The organism is Clostridioides sp. ES-S-0108-01 (assembly GCF_020662285.1).
GTDB lineage: Bacteria > Bacillota > Clostridia > Peptostreptococcales > Peptostreptococcaceae > Clostridioides.
The window spans coordinates 22,077-40,782 of the sequence record NZ_JADGMN010000012.1; the positions used below are offsets into that span (position 1 = coordinate 22,077).

Genomic DNA, 18,706 nt, shown 5'->3' on the forward strand with positions numbered 1-18,706 from the left:
ATTGTTATGCATTAGTTAGTTTAACGTTATATAAAGGTACTTGTAGGAGGAAATAATAATGAAATTTAAAAGAACAGAGAGAATTGGAGCAATAGTCAAAATACTGTCTGATAATCCAAATAAAATATATACATTAAGTTATTTTACAAATCAGTTTAATGCAGCAAAGTCAACAATAAGTGAAGATTTATTAGTTGTAAAGAACGTATTTGAAAAGCTACATTTAGGTAAAGTTATAACCATCTCAGGAGCAGCAGGAGGAGTAAAATATATACCTAAAACTTCTATAGCAGAAAATGCAGAGTTCTTGATGGAATTATGTGAGAAAATATGTGACAAGTCTAGAATATTATCTGGTGGTTTTTTATACTTGATTGACTTAATTTATGACCCTACAATAGCTGCTAAGATAGGAAAGATATTTGCATCAAATATTGAGTATGTAGATGCAGATTATGTTGTGACAATGGAAACAAAAGGTATACCTATGGCACTTATGACTGCAAAAGCCATGAACTTACCTCTAGTTATAATAAGAAAAGATATAAAAGTGTCAGAAGGTCCTACCCTTAGCATGACATATGTGAGTGGAAACAGCTCTAAGGTTGAGAGTATGAGTTTGCCAAGAAAAGCTCTTAAACCAGACAGTAAAGTTATAATTATAGATGATTTCATGAGGGGAGGAGGTACTATAAAAGGAATGGTTGACCTTATGAATGAGTTTGGTGCAGAGGTTATAGGTACTGGAGTATTCATATCTACAACGAATCCTTCTGAAAAGATGGTAAAGGATTATATTTCACTGATTCAGCTGGATGTTAATGGAGATGAAATAGTAGTAGAGCCAAATTTGAAGACTTTTAAGGATGAATATAGAAATGAAGATTTAGATGAAAAAGAAGATTCAGAATTTGAATTTGAGATAGATGAAGATTAATAAAAAAATATTTAGAAAAATATGTAAAAATAAAAAGAGGATATCCCTAGTTGTCCATAGAATTATTTAAAAAACAGTTTATATTAATTTATTCCAGCGATAATAATTTTAATATAAATTAATTTCTGTCAAAATCAAAGGGGGATATTTTGGTATGAAGATAACTGACGTAAGAGTAAGAAAATTAACAGAAGAAGGTAAGATGAAATGTATAGTTTCAATAACTTTCGATAATTTGTTTGTAGTACATGATATAAAAGTTATAGAAGGCCATAATGGGCTATTTATAGCAATGCCTAGCAGAAAAGTAGGCGAAGGGAATTTCAGGGACATAGCTCATCCTATAAATGCAGAAATGAGACAAGTTTTAGAAGATGCAGTTTTACAAGCGTATCATGAAGCATTAGTTCAATGGGAAGTAGCTGCTGAATAATAATAAATATATAAAATAGAGAGAGCCCGAACATTTAGGCTCTTTTTAAATGTAGAATTTCCATTAAAATATGTACTTTTTACTAAAAAAGTGCTATATTATTAGTGATAATGTATATGTTGTATACAAATTATTAAATAAATGTATTATAATGTATATTGATTGAGAAAATCTTACGAATAAAATTAAATTAGATTGAATGGAGTGTATCAATGAACTTTAAAGCTATAATCCTTGCTGCTGGCAAAGGAACGAGAATGAAGTCTAAATACCCAAAAGTTATTCATAAAGTATGTGGAAAAGAAATGGTGAATCATATTATAGATGTTTCAAAAAAATCAGGTGTGAAAGATACTGTTGTGATTTTGGGGCATGAAGCTGATGTAGTAAAGGAAAAACTTGCAGAAGAAACTATAATAGCTATGCAAACAGAACAGCTTGGAACAGGACATGCTGTAAAAATGGCTAAAGAGTATATTAAGGATGAAGATATAATAGTTGTACTTTGTGGAGATACTCCACTTATAAAAGAAGAAACACTGAAGAAACTATTTGAATATCATATAGAAAATAAATATCATGCCACAGTTCTTACCACAAGAGTTGGAAATCCAACAGGTTATGGTAGAATAATAAGAGATAAGAAGGGTGACCTTCTTAAAATAGTGGAACAAAAAGATGCAAATTCAGAAGAAAAAATGATAAGTGAGATAAACTCTGGAATTTATTGTTTCAATGGAAAGAGCCTTAGAGAAGCCTTAGATTTGTTAAATAATAACAATTCACAAGGCGAATATTATTTAACTGATACTGCTAAAATAATGAGAGATAAGGGATTAAAAGTGGGTGCATTTGCAGGTTCAACTATTGAAGAACTTATGGGTGTTAATTCAAGAGTAGAATTATCAAAGGCAGAAGAAATTATGAGAAGAAGAATAAATGAATATCATATGGTAAATGGAGTGACTATAATAGACACTAACTCTACCTATATAGAATCTGATGTTCTGATAGGTAATGATACTATAATATATCCAGGTGTTATGTTACAAGGAAAAACAAAGATAGGTTCAGATTGTATAATTGGAATGAATTCATCTATAACAAATTCAGAAATAGGTGATGGTACAGAAGTAAAAAACTCAACTATAATTGATAGTAAAGTTGGAGAAAATTCTACTGTTGGACCATATGCATACTTAAGACCAAAGAGTAACTTAGGAAACAATGTAAAAATAGGTGATTTTGTAGAAGTAAAAAATGCTATTATAGAAGATGGTTCAAAAGCATCTCATCTTTCTTATATAGGAGATGCACATGTTGGTAAAAGTGTAAATATCGGATGTGGAGTAGTATTTGTAAACTATGATGGTAAAAATAAATTTAAATCAATAGTAAAAGATAATGCATTTATAGGTTCAAATTCTAATTTAGTTGCACCAGTAGTTGTAGAAGAAAAAGGATATATAGCAACTGGTTCAACAATAACGCATGATGTTCCAGATGGAGCTTTGGCAATAGCTAGAGAAAGGCAAGTTATTAAAGAAGGCTGGGTAGAAAAGAAGAATCAAAAAGACGACCAAAGCAAGTAATTATTTAGTTTATTATTTTGGCTAAAAAATTTAGCTCGAAATTATTATAAATTATATTCATTAGTATTTTAAAATTTTCAGGAGGGTTACATAAATGAATACTAGCGGAAGCGAGATTAAAATTATTGCAGGTAATTCATCGAAAGAGTTAGCACAAAAAATAGCTGACTATATAGGTGTATCAGTACTAGATTGTGAAGTAGGTACATTTAGTGATGGTGAAATATGTGTAAATATGAATGAGACAGTAAGAGGTTGTGATGTGTTTGTAGTGCAATCTACTAACAGCCCAGTAAATGATAACTTAATGGAGTTATTAATCTTAATTGATGCATTAAAGAGAGCATCAGCAGGAAGAATAACAGCAGTTATTCCTTATTATGGATACGCAAGACAGGACAGAAAGGCTAAGGCAAGAGATCCAATCACTGCTAAATTAGTTGCAAACTTAATAACTGCTGCTGGAGCAGATAGAGTGTTAACAATGGATTTACATGCAGCTCAAATACAAGGATACTTTGATATACCATTAGACCACTTACTAGGTGGAACAATATTAGCAGATTATTTCAATGAAAAGAAGATAGAAGATTTAGTAGTAGTATCTCCTGACTTAGGAAGTGTTACTAGATCAAGAAAGTTTGCTAACACTTTAAATGGAGAAGTTCCAATAGCTATAATAGATAAGAGAAGACCAAAAGCTAACGTATGCGAAGTTATGAACTTAATAGGTGATGTTAAAGGTAAAAATGTTATACTATTAGACGATATGATAGATACAGCAGGAACAATCGTTAATGCTGCAAATGCACTTAAAGAGTTTGGAGCAAAGGATGTTTATGCTTGCTGTACTCATGGTGTATTATCAGGACCAGCTATTGAAAGAATTGCTAATTCAGAGATAAGTGAGTTAATAGTTCTTGATACTATACAACTTCCTGAAGAAAAAAGGATAGATAAGATAAAGATAAAAACTGTAGCTCCATTATTTGGTGATGCGATAAGAATGATATTCTCTAATGAATCAGTAAGTAAATTATTCTAATTTATTAGATTTATAAGAGTTGTTTAAAAGGATATAAGACTTTTGAGCAACTCTTTTTTTGATATTTGAATTTATAGAGCTATTTTTTTTAAGAAATGTATGTTATTTTAGAAAAGGATTATGGTTTAAAAATTATGTGTAGTTAAGTAAACTAAATATAAAAAATAACTTAGTATAAACAAATAAATAATAAAATAATTTTATATATTTATTACTGAAAAATAAGTAAACTAATAGAAGATATGGAGAGTAAATATTATGTATATTTATGATTTATTGGAACACGGTATAGGACTAAACGCATCAGATATACACATAACAGTTGGAACAAATCCTGTAGCCAGAGTAAAAGGTGGATTTGTAAAACTAAGTGAACAAATATTGACATCAGAAATAACAATTCAAATGGCAAAAGACATAGCAGGGGAATCTATGTTTAAAGTAATAGAGGAACATGGAGAAGCTGATTTTTCAGCTTCTCTAAAAACAGGAGAAAGATTTCGGGTAAATGCATATAGACAAAAAGGAAATTACGCAATAGCAATAAGAACTATAACAGCAGAGATACCAACTTTTGAAAAATTGGGTCTTCCAGAAGATATAAAATCATTTACTGAAAAGCATAAAGGATTAGTTTTAGTTACAGGTCCAACAGGAAGTGGTAAAAGTACAACACTTGCAAGTATGATAAACATAATAAATGAAACACAACAAAAACATATAATTACACTTGAAGACCCAATAGAATATGTACATCATCATAAACAAAGTTTAGTAAATCAAAGAGAAGTGGGAACTGACACAGAAAGTTTCCATTCAGCTCTTAGAGCTATTTTGCGTCAAGACCCAGATGTAATACTAATAGGAGAGATGAGAGACCCTGAAACTGTATCAATAGCATTAACAGCAGCAGAGACAGGTCATTTAGTATTTTCAACACTACATACAGTTGGGGCGGCTAAGACAATCGATAGAATAGTGGACATGTTCCAACCATCTCAACAGCAACAAATAAAAACACAGCTATCTACAGTTTGTGAAGGTGTAGTATCACAGCAGTTACTTCCTACAGCAGATGGAAAAGGCAGAATAGCTGCGATTGAATTGATGTTTGCTACTCCAGCAATAAAAAACCTGATAAGAGAAGGTAAAACATATCAAATTCCAAACATGATACAAACTGGAGTTAAAGCAGGTATGAAAACTATGGACCAAGATTTAATGGAACTTTATAAAAATGGAAAGATTACAAAAGATATGGCACTTAGTAGATGTACTGACCAAGAGTTTATGGCAAGAATGATAGGTGGAGTAAACTACAATGGATATTATAATCGTTAATTTATATGTATTTATAGTGGGGCTATTATTTGGAAGCTTCTTTAATGTTTGCATTTTTAGGATTCCAGAAGGTATATCTATTTCTAGACCTCCTTCCCATTGTATGAGTTGTAATACTAAACTAAAGCCAATAGACTTGATACCAGTACTAAGCTATTTAATGAGTGGTAGAAAGTGTAGATATTGTTATGAGAAAATTTCTAGTAGATATGTTATAGTAGAATTAATTGTAGGAATTTTATTTTTAGCAGTATTTATGTTATATGGAGTATCTACATCTACTGTTTATTATTTGATTCTTGTGTCCTTACTGATTATAATTACATTTATAGATATTGACCACTTTATAATACCAGATAAAATACTGGTTTTTGGAGCTATATTTGCTATAATTTTCAATTTCTTATTTAAAGAGATTCCAATTAAAGATTCGATTATAGGTGCTTTTATTTGTGGAGGAAGTGTTTGGATTATCGTGATTTTTATTGAATTTATAATAAAAAAAGAGTGTATGGGTGGAGGAGATATTAAACTATTTGCAATGCTGGGTTTTTATATGGGTGTTAAAAATGGTCTTTTGACAGCTTTGCTAAGCGTTTATGTAGGAGCAGTATATGGAATTTGTGTGATAATTTTAAGTAAGATAAAAGGAAAGGAATACAATTCTGTTATACCTTATGGTCCATTTATATCAATTGGAGCATTAATAACAATCTTATGTGGAAAACAGTTATTTGAACTTTATTTTTCTATGGTTATGTAGATAATAGTTAAACTAAATCAAGTTTTAATTTTTATAAAAATGAATTAAAGTATCTAATAAGGACAATATTATTATTAACCCTATTACTAAAGTGCTACAAACTATGGAGTATATAATAGTAATTTCCTTATTTTTTGCACATTTGATAAATAAATCTCTATGTATTTTTTGTGATAGAGTAAAGAAAAATTTATATAATATGCTTTTTATTTACATAATAACTGTAGTTTTATCTGTATTAGTATATCTAAAATTTGGAATTAGTGTAGAATGCGTACAATATATGCTATTAATTCCATTTCTAATAATTATATCCATTGTAGATTACTACACAATATATGTATATGATATAACAATAGTTAGTGGTATAATAGTTCAAGGTATAATTTTTTTGGGCTTTTACAATATCGTCCAATTTGACTATATAAATCATATATTTGGACTAATTATAGGCTTTATTATACCTTATATTATTGCTACACTAACAAAAGGATTAGGCTATGGAGATGTAGGTCTCTATAGCTTATGTTGCTTTGCATTGGGAAATAGCTATGGATTTTATGTGATAGTTTTATCATTTATTTTAGCGTTTTTGTTTTTTGCTATTTTATACATAACTAAAATGTTTAAAGATATAAGTATAAAAAAGCAAATTCCTTTTACACCTTTTATTTCCTTAGCAACAATTTTAATAATATTTACAGAGTATAATATATTTAATTTTTATTATAATTTGTTATACAAATTTATATAACAGGAGGTAAGAAATGTACGTAGTAGTAGGGTTAGGTAATCCAGGAAAGAAATATGAGAAGACTAGACATAACGTTGGATTTGATGTTATAGATATTCTTGCTAAAGAATACAATATTAGTGTTACTAAAATAAAGCATAAAGCTTTGATTGGTGAAGGGAGAGTAGGTACTGAAAAAGTATTATTAGTTAAACCACAAACTTATATGAATTTAAGTGGAGAAACATTAATAGATATATATAAATATTACAAGGTTGATTTAAGTAACATAGTAGTAGTATATGATGATATAGATTTAGATGTTGGAAAGATACGCATAAGAAAAAAAGGAAGTGGAGGAACTCATAATGGTATGAAATCTATAACTAAATGCCTAGGTTCAAATGATTTTCCAAGAGTGAGAGTAGGTGTATCTAAGCCAGAAGTTGGTCAAGACTTAGCAGACTTTGTACTTTCTAGATTTAGAAAAGAAGAATCTGATAATATAAATGAAGCACTAGAAAAAGCAGCATATGCTATTGACTCAATAATAAGAGAAAATATAGATATGTCTATGAACAAATACAATGGATAGTGAGAGGGAGATTTAAATGAATGATGTTTTTTTATATCCTTTGCAAAATTCAAAAGAGTATAAAGATATAATAAACTGTATAAAAAATACAAAAGGCTCATTATTGGTTAATGGACTTTTACCAGTACAAAAACCTCATATATCGTATTCTATGTTTAATGATTTATCACGACAAATGATTTTTATAACTAGTAGTGATTTAGAAGCAAAGAAAGTATATGAAGATTTAAGTTTTTATATTGAAGATAAAGTTGAATATTTAGGCTTTCAAGATGTTTATTTTTATCACTTGGATGCAAAGGACAGAAGCGAAGAAGCAAAGAAATTAAAGGTATTGTTAAAACTAGCAAATAAGGAAAAAATAATTTTAGTAACTTCTATTGAAGCAGTTTTAAAAAAATACATACCAAAACAAGTTTTACTTGATAGTGTATCTCATTATAAAGTAGGAGATAACTTAGATTTAGAGAAATTAACTGAGAAATTAGTTTCATTAGGATATGAAAGAGTTTCAAAAATAGAGGGGTTTGGTCAATTTAGTATAAGAGGTGGAATTATTGATGTATTTTCACTTGAATATACAAATCCAATTCGTATGGAATTATTTGATGATGAGATAGATTCCATGCGAACTTTTGACGTATATTCACAAAAATCAATTGATAAATTGCAACAATTCTCTATAACTCCATCTAGGGAATTTATTTATCCAGAGAAAACTACAGATGTATTAGTTAAACTAAAAAAAGAAACAACTAAAAATACTGATGAAGGTACATTTCAAAATATAGATTATATATCAAGCAAGACTTATTTTGAAGGTGTAGAAAACTATATAGATTATATTTATCCAGAAGAAAACAAAAGCATATTTACTTATCTAGCAGATGATGCAATAGTGTTTATCAACGATATAACAAGGCTTAAAGAAAGATGCGAAAATTATATAAATGAGTTTAGAGAAAATTATAAATTAAATCTTGAAAGAGGTCTGGCTATTAAGAGCCAAGGTAAATTATTATATCATTATACAGATTTAGAGTACTTAGTAAAAGACAAGTCTGTAGTATTAAACTCACTATTGCCAAAGTCTATAAATAATTTTTCTATAAAATCTATAATCAACTTTGAAAGTAGAGAAGTTCCTACATTTAATGGAAAGGTAGATTTGCTTGTAGAAGAATTAAATAGGCTGAAATACAATGGATACAAAATAATTTTAGCAACAAATACCTTAGAAAGGGCAAATAAATTAGGAAAAGATTTATTGGATAAAGGCTTAGAAACGACTGTTTCTAAAGGTAGAGATATTGAAATTAAATCTTCTCAAGTTATAATTGTACCTGCACACATAAACAGTGGTTTTCAGTATAAATCCATAAAGTTTGTTGTTATAACAGACAATGAAATGATAGGTGTTTATAAAAGAGCGTCTAAGACTAGCAATAAAAAAGTTAAAAAAGGAAAGAAAATAGAATCATTTTTAGATTTAAGTGTTGGAGACTATGTAGTTCATGAAAATAGTGGTGTAGGTAGATACACAGGAATTGAACAAATTACGGTCAATGCTATTAAAAAAGATTATATGAAAATAGTATATCAAGGTGGAGATAATCTATATGTGCCAATAGACCAGATGGACAAAGTACAAAAATATATTGGTGCAGAAGTAGAAAAAGTTAAGTTAAATAAGCTTGGAACAAACGAATGGACAAAGGCAAAAGCAAAAGTTAAAAAAGAAATTGAAGATATGACAAAGGACTTAATTGAGCTTTATGCAAAACGTGAAAAAATACAAGGGTATAAGTTTTCAAAAGATACACCTTGGCAAGCAGAGTTTGAATCGTTGTTTCCATATCAAGAAACAGAAGACCAATTAAAGGCTATAGAGGAAACTAAAAAAGATATGGAATCAAGTAAGGTAATGGATAGACTTGTATGTGGAGACGTTGGTTATGGAAAAACAGAAGTAGCGATTAGAAGTATTTTTAAAGCTTGTATGGACCAAAAGCAAGTTGCTGTGTTGGTTCCAACAACAATATTAGCTCAACAACATTATAATACATTCAAAGAGAGATTTGAAAATTATCCTTTGAGAGTAGAAGTTTTAAGTAGATTTAAAACTCCAAAGCAACAAAAACAAATTATTGAAGATGCTAAAAAAGGATTAGTAGATATTTTGATTGGAACACATAGAATAATATCCAAAGATATAAATTTACCAAACTTGGGTCTTGTAGTCATTGATGAAGAGCAAAGATTTGGAGTAAAACATAAGGAAGCTTTAAAGAAAATTAAATCTACAGTAGATGTACTTACACTTTCAGCAACTCCTATACCAAGAACTTTACATATGTCTTTAAGTGGAATAAGAGATATGAGTGTTATAGAAGAACCTCCACAAGAAAGACATCCTGTAATAACATATGTTACAGAGAGTAAGGAAAGCGTAATTCAAGATGAGATAGAGAGAGAACTAGGTAGGGGTGGACAGGTATTTTTTGTATACAATAGAGTTGAACACATTGAAGAGATGGCAAGTATGATTCAAAAGCTCGTGCCAGATGCTAGAGTGGCTGTTGCACATGGAAGAATGACTTCTAAATCATTAGAAAATATAATCCTAGGATTTTTAAATAAAGATTATGATGTATTAGTCTGCACTACAATAATTGAAACTGGTATGGACATATCCAATGCAAACACAATGATTATATATGATGCAGATAAAATGGGGTTAGCTCAACTTTATCAATTGAGAGGTAGGGTTGGAAGAAGCTCAAGACAAGGATATGCATATCTTTTATATGAAAAAGATAAAGCTCTAAGTGAGATAGCAGAGAAGAGATTAAAAGCTATCAGAGAATTTACAGAGTTTGGTTCTGGTTTTAAAATAGCAATGAGAGACCTTGAAATAAGGGGAGCTGGAAATATTTTAGGTTCCCAACAACATGGTCATATGGCAGTTATAGGTTATGACTTGTATGTAAAAATGCTTAATGATGCAATTAAAAAGGTTAAAGGTGAACCTATTGTGGAAGAAATTGATGTTGAAATAGATTTAAGTGTAAATGCATACATTCCAGATAATTATATCAAAGATGAATTGATTAAGATTGAAATGTATAAGAAAATAGCTTCTATTGAAAATAAAGAAGATATGTTGGATATACAGGAAGAACTTGAGGATAGATTCTCTGATATACCTAAACCAGTTCAGACACTTCTTACAATAGCTTATATAAAATCACTGTGTAAGATATTAAAAATAGAAAAAATAAGACAATTAAAAGATGAAATATTGTTAGTTCCAATAACAAAGTATAGAACTAAACAGAAAATAGGTTATAATATAGTTACAGAATTAGAAGAATTATTAGAAAAAATGTGCAAGGTGAAATAACTTGTAAATTTAAGAAGGGATGTTTTAAATTTGAAAAAAGTAATAACATTGGCAATAGCTATGATTTTGGTAGTATCTGTGACTGCCTGTAGCTCTAGTAAAGGAGAAACTGTGGCGACAGTTGAAGGGACAAAGATATCATCAGATGAGTTTAAAAAAACTATAGCTCTTTATAAAGATTCTATGGAACAAACTTATGGAAAAGATATATGGGATAAGGAAGTTGAAAAGGGTGTAAAATATAAGGACAAGTTTAAAGACTTAATTCTTGACCAACTTATAACTACAGAAGTAATATATTCTCAAGCTAAAAAAGACAACTTACTTCCTAAAAAAGAGGATGTTGAAAAAAGTTTTAAAGAATTAAAAGATGCTATGAGTAAAGATGAAAAATATAAAGAACAGCTTAAGAAATTAGGAATAGATGATGCGTTTTTAAAAGACCAACAAGAGAAAGATTTAGCAATGCAAAACTATCAAAGCAATTTTACTAAAAAGACTAAAATATCAGATGAAGAAATGAAAAAATACTATGATACACATAAAGATGAATTTAAAAAAGATGAAGTAGAAGCCTCTCATATTTTATTGAAAACAGTAGATGACAATAATAAGCCACTTTCAGATAAGGAAAAGACCGAAGCTAAGAAAAAGGCTGAAGAGGCTCTTAAAGAAGTTAAATCAGGAGAAGATTTTTCAAAAGTAGCAAAAAAATATTCACAAGATTCTACAGCAAGTGATGGAGGTAAATTAGGATTTTTCTCAAGAGGTCAAATGGTTGCTGAGTTTGAAGAGGCTGCTTTTTCTATGAAAAAGGGTGAAGTTTCTAATTTAGTTGAAACTCAATATGGATACCATATAATTAAAGTAACAGATAAAATAAATGAGCAAACATCATTTGAAGATGCTAAAGAAACTATAAAAGACCAATTATTAAAAAATAAATATCAAGAGCAAATAGAAAAATTAACTAAAGAAGCTAAGGTAGAAAAAGATGAAAAAGTAATAAATAAAATCACAATCTAAAAACTAAAAAAAGAGTAATATGATTAAAAAAGCTATATCTAGATAAGATATAGCTTTTTTTGTATATTTTTCTTAACAATGGTAAAAATAAACTTAAAGTAATTTATGGAGGGATTAAAAAATATGAAAGCAACAGGTATAGTTAGAAGAATAGATGATCTTGGAAGGGTAGTTATCCCAAAAGAGATAAGAAAGACATTAAGAATTAGAGAAGGAGATCCTTTAGAGATATTTACAGCAAAAGATGGAGAAGTCATACTTAAAAAATACTCTCCAATAGGAGAATTAAATGAATTCTCTCAAGAATATGCTGAAACATTAGCTGAAGTACTAGGATATGGTGTGTTGATAACAGACTTAGATTCTATAATAGCTGTATCTAAGCTTCCTAAAAAAGATTATAAAGAAAAAAGTATAAGTGATGAGTTAGAAGCAATAATAAGTGAAAGAACAGTAAAGTATTCAAAAGATAAAAACATTTTACCTTTATTTAAAGAAGACCAAAAAGAATATACTAGTCAAGTTATCATGCCTATAATTAGTGCATCTGGTGACTGTATAGGTTCAATTGTAGTTGTTTCAAAAGATAAAGATACAATTGCAGAAAGTGAAGAAAAATCTTTAAAAATTGCTGCTAACTTTTTAGGAAAACAAGTTCAATAATTTTATCATAAAGACCTTTTAAATGAAGGTCTTTTGAAGTTTTTGTGTAAAATATTGAATATAGCATTAAAAATATGGTATATTAAAGTTTGTTATATAAACAGTGTGGAGGTTATGTTATGAACAATAACAAAAATAAAGACTCCTTTCTAAAAGGAGCCCTTATACTTGGGCTAGCAGGTGTAATCGTAAAAATAATGGGTGGATTTTTTAGGATTCCCCTTGGAAACATGATTGGTTCAGAAGGTATGGGATACTATCAGGCTGCTTATCCTGTGTATACTCTATTTTTAACATTAGCTACCGCTGGATTTCCAACAGCTGTAGCAAAATTGGTTTCGGAAAAAGTTGCCATTGGAAATTTTAAAGGAGCAAATAAGATATTTAAGGTATCACATACAGTTTTATTCATTACCGGCATAATATCATTTTGTATATTATTTTTTGGAGCCGACTACATAGTAACAAACATAATGAAAAATCCAGGTGCATTATACTCTATGAAAGCCATTGCTCCAGCATTACTATTTGTTCCTGCAATGTCTGCATATAGAGGATATTTTCAAGGGAGACAAGATATGACTAAGATTGCTGTGTCTCAAGTTGCAGAGCAGTTTTTTAGAGTTGTATTAGGTCTTACTTTGGCTTACTTCCTTATGAAGAGTCTAGGGCAGACTTTTGGGGCAGCGGGTGCTATATCAGGAGCTACAATAGGTTCAATAGCATCTATGCTTTATTTGGTGTTTACTTATATGCTAGGGAGAAAAGAGCGTAGAGCAGAAATAGATGCAAGTCAAAGGTTTAAAGATGAGAGAGTTTCTTATATTTTTAAAAAGCTTTTAACTGTTGCTATTCCCATAACTATAGGAGCATCAGTAATGCCACTTGTAAATATGATAGATAATGTTATTGTAATAAGAAGACTTATGGAAGCAGGTTTTACATACAAAGTAGCAAATTCAATGTTTGGTCAATTAACAGGTATGGCAATGGCTACAATAAATTTACCAGCAGTTATAACAACTGCAATGAGTATGAGCTTAGTTCCAGCAATTTCTAAAGCATATGCATTAGGAAATAAGTCAAAGGCTAGAAAAGATACTAAGAGTGCAGTTAAGGTAACTTTACTTATAGTATTACCTTGTGCGTTTGGTATGGCTTCTTTAGCAATACCAATAATGGGTCTTTTATTTCCACATGAACCATCTTCTGTAGGAACTATTTTGTTTACTCTTACTCCATGTGTATTATTTTTAGGCTTAATACAGACATTGACTGGTATAATTCAAGGAATGGGAAAACCAATAGTACCTGTAATTGCTTTATGTGTTGGTATGTTATGCAAAATTGTAATAAGTTATACTTTAACAGGTATACCAGATATTAATGTATTGGGTTCAGCCTTTGGTACAGTTACAGCGTACTTTGTGGCATCCATGATTAACTTATTATATGTCAAAAAACACATGAACGTAAACTTCTCTAAAAAAGAATTTATAATAAAGCCATTTATAACAGTTATGACAATGTTTATAATAGTTAAGTTGAGTTATGGTGCTTTAGTTGGATTCTTAGGAAATAGCATATCCACAATAATTGCAATAGGTATTGGTGGAATTGTATATGTAGTAGTAATACTTGGAATAGGTGGAATTAAAAAAGAAGAGATTTTGACTATGCCAAAAGGTGATAAATTATATAAATTGTTAAAAAAAGTTAAACTTATAAGATAATATAGGAATATATATGCAAATAAAGGAAATACTATACAAATAGTAAAGCTCCTTATTTGTATAACAATACAAAAATAAAGTGAAATTTGCTAATGGGAGTGATGTTATGGGTAAGATAAGTATTGTAGGGCTTGGACCAGGAGACTATTCTCTTATAAGTCAAGGTGTACTGGAATCTTTAAAAAATAGCCCTAGAGTCTTTTTTAGAACAGAGAAACATCCGATAATTGATAAGCTTAAAGAAACTATACAATACACTTCTTTAGATTACTTTTATGAAAATGAGGAAAACTTTGAGAGTGTTTACTTAAAAATATCTGAATTTATCATAGAAGAATCTGCAAAGGGTGACTTAGTATACGCTGTTCCTGGTCATCCAAGAGTCGCAGAAAAGACTGTAAGTATAATAGAGAGATTAGCCAATGAAAATCACATAGCAGTAGAAATATTGCCTTCTATGAGCTTTGTAGACGCTATGTTTAACTATTTGGCTATAGACCCATCTGAGGGATTTAAATTGATAGATGCTTTTGAAATAGAAAATTCATATATAGACTTAGATACAAGTGTGATAATAACTCAAGTATATGATAAATTTATAGCATCTAATGTAAAGTTAAAGCTTATGGAGCACTACGACTATAATCAAGAAGTATGTATAGTAAATGGAGCAGGTGTCAAAGATTTAGAAAGTAAAAAGTTTATAAAGCTTTGCGAATTAGACAGAAATGAAAACTTTTTTGACTATTTAACTAGCTTATATATACCCAAAAGTTCTAAAAAGATGTATAATACAGTACATGACTTAGAAATAATAGTTAATACACTTAGAAGTCCATCTGGATGTGAATGGGATAAAAAACAAACACATCAATCATTAAAAAATTCTGTTATAGAGGAAGCATATGAACTTTGTAATGCAATTGATAATAATGATATAGATGAAATGGTAGAAGAACTAGGAGATGTTCTTTTACAAGTTATATTCCATTGCCAGATAGGAAATGAGGAAGGCTACTTTGATTTAAAAGAAGTAGTAAATGGCATATGTAAAAAATTAATTCATAGACATCCTCATATATTTAGTGGTGCAAAACTAGATATGTCTAAGTTTGAAAAAACTTGGGAAGAATTAAAGAAAGAAGAGAAAGGCGAAAGTACTATAACAGATGGCCTTAGAAGGATACCAAAACATTTACCAGCTCTTATGAAGGCTAGTAAAGTTCAACATAAAGCAGCACTTGTTGGCTTTGATTGGGACGATGTAGAAGATGTATTTAAAAAAATTGAAGAAGAATATCAGGAATTACTTGACGAACACAGGGTCGGGAATATAAAATACATAAAGGAAGAACTAGGCGATTTATTATTTTCGATAGTAAATCTAGCTAGATTTTTAGACATAGACTCAGGAGAAGCCTTGAACTGTACTACAGATAAATTCATAAATAGATTTGAGTTTGTAGAGAAAAGTGCAATGAATTTAAATAAAAAATTAGAAGACATGACACTTGAAGAGATGGATGAATTTTGGAATCAGGCTAAAAAACAATAAAATTGTGGAAGGAAATTTGTCAAAAATCTAGAACTTTTATCACAAAGATAGAAGTCTATATTATAAACATTTTTAGGAGGTAAATATCGTGAATAAAGCTGAATTAGTATCAAAGATGGCAGAAAAAAGTGGATTAACAAAGAAGGAAGCAGAGGCTGCGTTAAACGCATTTATGAGTTCTGTTCAAGATGCACTAGTAAATAATGAAAAAGTTCAATTAGTTGGATTTGGAACATTTGAGACAAGAGAAAGAGCTGCTAGACAAGGAAGAAATCCAAGAGATCCGGAGCAAGTTATAGATATACCAGCTTCTAAAGCACCAGTTTTCAAAGCTGGAAAAGGATTAAAGGATATAATAAATGGATAATTAGAAATCTTGTGAAAAAGTGTGGATAAATTTACCACACTTTTTCTATAGAGCTAAGGAAGGTGGTAATTATGAGATTAGATAAGTTTTTAAAAGTATCTAGGATTATAAAGAGAAGAACTGTTGCTAAAGATGCATGTGATAAAGGAATTGTTACTATAAATGGAAAAGTTGCTAAATCTTCTTCAGAAGTGAATATTGGAGATACATTAGAAATACAATTTGGAGAGAAGAAGATGAAGTTTAAGATAAATGAAGTAAAAGAACATGTATTAAAAAATGATGCAAAAGAAATGTACGAAATTTTAGAATAAAATTAATAGTCCTCTAGTATATTAATAGTAGTATTAGTGAAATATTTACTGGGGGGATATTATGGAACAGAACATAACTTTGAAAGATAGATCAAAGCTAGTTATTTCAGGAGTTGAGCACATATATTCTTTTAATGATAAAAGAGTAGAGCTTAAAACTTCTGTAGGAGAGATGGTAATTGAAGGCGAGAACCTAGATATGAGCAAGCTAAGTATAGACGAAAATATAATTAGCATAGATGGAACTATAAATTCTATGGTGTATGCAAAGCCTAAAAAGCCACAAGAGAGTTTCTTGAAAAAGGTATTTAGATAGATGATACCTTTTACTCAAGATGTAAGCATTTTTTATGCTACTATTTATGGTGGGATACTCATAGGAGTGTTGTTTGATTTTTATAGAGGGCTAAGGGGAAATTTTAAATTCATCAATTATTTTGCGATAATCTTTGATGTATTGTTTTGGTTTCTAGCTACAGTTATAATATTCGTGACAATAAACCTTACAGAGTTTTTTGATTTAAGATATTACCATTTTGTGGCTTTGTTTATTGGTTTTATTTTATACTACAACACCATAAGTAAAATTGTATTATCAATTATCAATAAAATAATTCGTTTTGTGAGGAATTCTTTTAAAAAAGTTACACATTACATAGTCAGTTTTTTGAACAATTTGTATTACGTTATAATCTATTCACTACACCTACTATTTGATATTATATTTTATATACCAAACATATTTATAGCGACGAAAAAAAGTATAAAAAGAAAATCAAATAAAAAATTAAAGCACAAGAAAAAATCAAAACCTAAGAAGAAAAAAAATAAAACTAAAAAAAGGGTGTAGGAAAAATGAACTTAAGAAAAAAATTCTCAGGACAAATCATTGTTATCAGTTTATTTTTAGGAATATCAATTTTTAGTATGATGACTGGATTCGTATTTGAGTACACAAAAGCTAAGGAATATAAAAAAGAAATAGCAAGTCTAAATAAACAGTTAAAAAAGACTGAAATACAAATAAACAGCTTAAAGAAAGATGAAAAATCATATGAAGGAGACTTAGAAGAAATAGCAAGAAAAAGATTAAATATGGTAAAACCTAATGAAACAGTTTATGTAGATATAAATCGTTGATTAAATCTTGCTAATAAGTTTACAGATGTATTGATTTTAAAATTTAAGATTTAGTAAAAAAGTCATTCAGTTAAGGATGGCTTTTTGTTTTTATTGAGGAGGTATTTTATAATGAAAGTAGGAGCTATAGACATTGGGACAAACTCAATGAGATTATTAGTAGCAGATTATAGAGATGGAAGGCTTATAAACAGAAAAAAATTTGTTAATACAACTAGAATTGGTCATGGTGTAGATAATAAAGGATATATAAAGGAAGATGCTATTCAAAGAAATATAAAAGCATTAAAAGAATTCTCTGATAAGTGTAATAATGAAAAGTGTGAAAAAATTTACTGTATGGGGACATCTGCTCTTAGAGATAGTAAAAATGGAGATTACTTTGTTAAATTAGCTAAAGAAGAAACTGGAATAGATGTTGATATAGTTACAGGAATAGAAGAATCAAATTTGGGATTTAAGGGTGTCTTAGAAGGCATACAAGGTGATGATACTATTATTGTTATAGATATTGGAGGAGGTTCAACAGAATTTATTGTAGGTGACTCAGAAGGAATCAAATTTAATAAAAGTGAAAATGTAGGTGCTCTTAGGATGACAGAGAGATTTTTGAAACATGATATTATTGAAGATGAAGAGTTTAAAGCTATGAGTTCATTTATATGTAATGAGATTGATGAAACTTTAAACTATATAAAAAAAAGAGGATTAAAAACTCTTATAGGCATAGGCGGTACGATTACATCATTATCAGCAATGAATCAAGAATTAGAGGTTTACTCTATGGAAAAAGTACATAATAGTAAAATACACAAAAAAGAAATAGAAGAAATTCTACAAAAATTAATAAAGATGACATTAAGTGATAAAAAGAACTTAAAAGGGCTACAAGAAAAACGTGCGGATATTATAACTGCTGGTGTAAAAATATTGAATATAATAATGGAAAAATTAGAAATAGAAGAAATAACCGTAAGTGAATACGATAATTTGGAAGGCTTAATATGTCAAAAGTCAAAAAAAATGTATTAATATTTTTTGATTTTTAAAACCGATTATGACAAAA

General features: G+C 29.3%; 19 protein-coding genes. All 19 read left to right on the forward strand.

Annotated features, from left to right (window positions below; all coding sequences use genetic code 11):
- Positions 1–58 precede the first annotated feature (58 nt).
- The 19 genes from purR to IR152_RS12265 all read left to right on the forward strand — a co-directional run bounded on the left by purR (position 59) and on the right by IR152_RS12265 (position 18,672).
- Positions 59–937, forward strand: a complete 879-nt coding sequence (gene purR, locus IR152_RS12180; protein ID WP_227452235.1) for a pur operon repressor — start codon at positions 59–61, stop codon at positions 935–937.
- Positions 938–1,091: 154 nt separating this feature from the next.
- The gene (gene spoVG, locus IR152_RS12185) at positions 1,092–1,370 is read left to right on the forward strand and encodes a septation regulator SpoVG (RefSeq protein WP_003421453.1); all 279 of its coding nucleotides are present in this window, start codon (positions 1,092–1,094) and stop codon (positions 1,368–1,370) included.
- Between the two features lie 212 nt (positions 1,371–1,582).
- On the forward strand, positions 1,583–2,962 hold the full coding sequence (glmU, locus tag IR152_RS12190) for a bifunctional UDP-N-acetylglucosamine diphosphorylase/glucosamine-1-phosphate N-acetyltransferase GlmU (protein ID WP_227452236.1): 1,380 nt from the start codon (positions 1,583–1,585) through the stop codon (positions 2,960–2,962).
- Between the two features lie 94 nt (positions 2,963–3,056).
- A complete protein-coding gene (locus tag IR152_RS12195) occupies positions 3,057–4,007 on the forward strand; it encodes a ribose-phosphate diphosphokinase (protein WP_227452237.1) in 951 nt (316 codons plus the stop codon).
- A gap of 258 nt (positions 4,008–4,265) precedes the next feature.
- The gene (locus tag IR152_RS12200) at positions 4,266–5,348 is read left to right on the forward strand and encodes a type IV pilus twitching motility protein PilT (RefSeq protein ID WP_227452238.1); all 1,083 of its coding nucleotides are present in this window, start codon (positions 4,266–4,268) and stop codon (positions 5,346–5,348) included.
- Positions 5,329–6,111 (forward strand): prepilin peptidase, encoded by a 783-nt coding sequence (locus IR152_RS12205; protein WP_227452239.1) that lies wholly within the window; start codon positions 5,329–5,331, stop codon positions 6,109–6,111. Before IR152_RS12200 ends, IR152_RS12205 begins: the two co-directional genes overlap by 20 nt.
- A 283-nt stretch (positions 6,112–6,394) precedes the next feature.
- The gene (locus IR152_RS20475) at positions 6,395–6,865 is read left to right on the forward strand and encodes a prepilin peptidase (RefSeq protein WP_413927498.1); all 471 of its coding nucleotides are present in this window, start codon (positions 6,395–6,397) and stop codon (positions 6,863–6,865) included.
- A gap of 13 nt (positions 6,866–6,878) precedes the next feature.
- On the forward strand, positions 6,879–7,439 hold the full coding sequence (pth, locus tag IR152_RS12210) for an aminoacyl-tRNA hydrolase (RefSeq protein WP_227452240.1): 561 nt from the start codon (positions 6,879–6,881) through the stop codon (positions 7,437–7,439).
- A 16-nt stretch (positions 7,440–7,455) separates the two neighbouring features.
- Positions 7,456–10,842: a transcription-repair coupling factor gene (mfd, locus tag IR152_RS12215; protein ID WP_227452241.1), complete on the forward strand. Its 3,387-nt coding sequence runs from the start codon at positions 7,456–7,458 to the stop codon at positions 10,840–10,842.
- Positions 10,843–10,872: 30 nt separating this feature from the next.
- Positions 10,873–11,868 carry a peptidylprolyl isomerase gene (locus IR152_RS12220; RefSeq protein WP_227452242.1) on the forward strand — a complete coding sequence of 332 codons (996 nt, stop codon included), beginning with the start codon at positions 10,873–10,875 and terminating at the stop codon, positions 11,866–11,868.
- A 123-nt stretch (positions 11,869–11,991) separates the two neighbouring features.
- Positions 11,992–12,531, forward strand: coding sequence for a stage V sporulation protein T (spoVT, locus tag IR152_RS12225; RefSeq protein ID WP_009892063.1), 540 nt, complete (start codon positions 11,992–11,994; stop codon positions 12,529–12,531).
- A 119-nt stretch (positions 12,532–12,650) separates the two neighbouring features.
- Entirely contained in the window at positions 12,651–14,264 is a 1,614-nt protein-coding gene (locus IR152_RS12230) for a polysaccharide biosynthesis protein (protein ID WP_227452243.1), read from the forward strand.
- A gap of 106 nt (positions 14,265–14,370) precedes the next feature.
- Positions 14,371–15,819 carry a nucleoside triphosphate pyrophosphohydrolase gene (gene mazG, locus IR152_RS12235; protein ID WP_227452244.1) on the forward strand — a complete coding sequence of 483 codons (1,449 nt, stop codon included), beginning with the start codon at positions 14,371–14,373 and terminating at the stop codon, positions 15,817–15,819.
- 88 nt (positions 15,820–15,907) lie between these two features.
- On the forward strand, positions 15,908–16,186 hold the full coding sequence (locus tag IR152_RS12240) for an HU family DNA-binding protein (RefSeq protein WP_003421415.1): 279 nt from the start codon (positions 15,908–15,910) through the stop codon (positions 16,184–16,186).
- 71 nt (positions 16,187–16,257) lie between these two features.
- On the forward strand, positions 16,258–16,500 hold the full coding sequence (locus tag IR152_RS12245; RefSeq protein WP_003421412.1) for an RNA-binding S4 domain-containing protein: 243 nt from the start codon (positions 16,258–16,260) through the stop codon (positions 16,498–16,500).
- Positions 16,501–16,561: 61 nt separating this feature from the next.
- Entirely contained in the window at positions 16,562–16,816 is a 255-nt protein-coding gene (locus tag IR152_RS12250) for a YabP/YqfC family sporulation protein (RefSeq protein WP_003421411.1), read from the forward strand.
- Positions 16,817–17,350, forward strand: coding sequence for a spore cortex biosynthesis protein YabQ (gene yabQ / locus IR152_RS12255; protein WP_227452245.1), 534 nt, complete (start codon positions 16,817–16,819; stop codon positions 17,348–17,350). It abuts the gene before it with no gap.
- A 5-nt stretch (positions 17,351–17,355) separates the two neighbouring features.
- Complete coding sequence (locus tag IR152_RS12260; RefSeq protein ID WP_227452246.1) at positions 17,356–17,640, forward strand: FtsB family cell division protein; 285 nt, start codon at positions 17,356–17,358, stop codon at positions 17,638–17,640.
- A gap of 111 nt (positions 17,641–17,751) precedes the next feature.
- Positions 17,752–18,672, forward strand: a complete 921-nt coding sequence (locus tag IR152_RS12265; RefSeq protein WP_227452247.1) for a Ppx/GppA phosphatase family protein — start codon at positions 17,752–17,754, stop codon at positions 18,670–18,672.
- The last annotated feature ends 34 nt before the right edge of the window (positions 18,673–18,706 follow it).